Genomic DNA, 518 nt, shown 5'->3' with positions numbered 1-518 from the left:
CCATCAGAAATTCAAAGACATGCCGAAAAATTTACTGCCGATTTCCAGAAACAACGGAGACTACTTCTTCATAGATGCGGACCGAGTGAGGCAAGGGGCATGCAACTATTTGGTCCGCTTTGACCACGAAGACCCGCTCTGCCATGTTAAGCTTAATTTTGAAACTTGGCTTGATCGACTGATCGTTTCTCAAGGGGCTGCTTTTTGGGAGTGGAAGTTCGAAAGCTTAGTGGAAAGCTTCGTGGTTAGCACGCTAAAGTCCGTCTAAACTACTGAGATCTTAAATCGGCGCTCAAATAAAAAACCTCGCTAATGCGAGGTTTCAGCTTCTTACTTCTCAACGTCGATGGTTTCTGTTGATGCAAGGTGATCGGAATCTCGAACATCATTTGGATAAATATGGGTTGCTCTACTGCGATCGGTAAGACCCATGCCGGTAATATCGAGATTATAACCATAGTAAAATGCTTGCCAGATGAACTTAGAACAATAACTAAGCTCAATATTATCCAAGTCCA

Annotated in this window: 2 pseudogenes; one reads left to right on the top strand and one right to left on the bottom strand. The window is 43.2% G+C overall.

Annotated features, from left to right (window positions below):
• Positions 1–268, top strand: a pseudogene (locus AC27KL_RS28240) (hypothetical protein); the annotation flags it as partial.
• Positions 269–330: 62 nt separating this feature from the next.
• On the opposite strand, the pseudogene AC27KL_RS28235 reads toward AC27KL_RS28240, so the two are convergent.
• Positions 331–518: pseudogene (locus AC27KL_RS28235) on the bottom strand (hypothetical protein); the annotation flags it as partial.

The sequence above is a fragment of the Paenibacillus sp. YAE3 genome (assembly GCF_057546105.1).
This window is presented reverse-complemented; position numbering and strand designations above follow the sequence as displayed.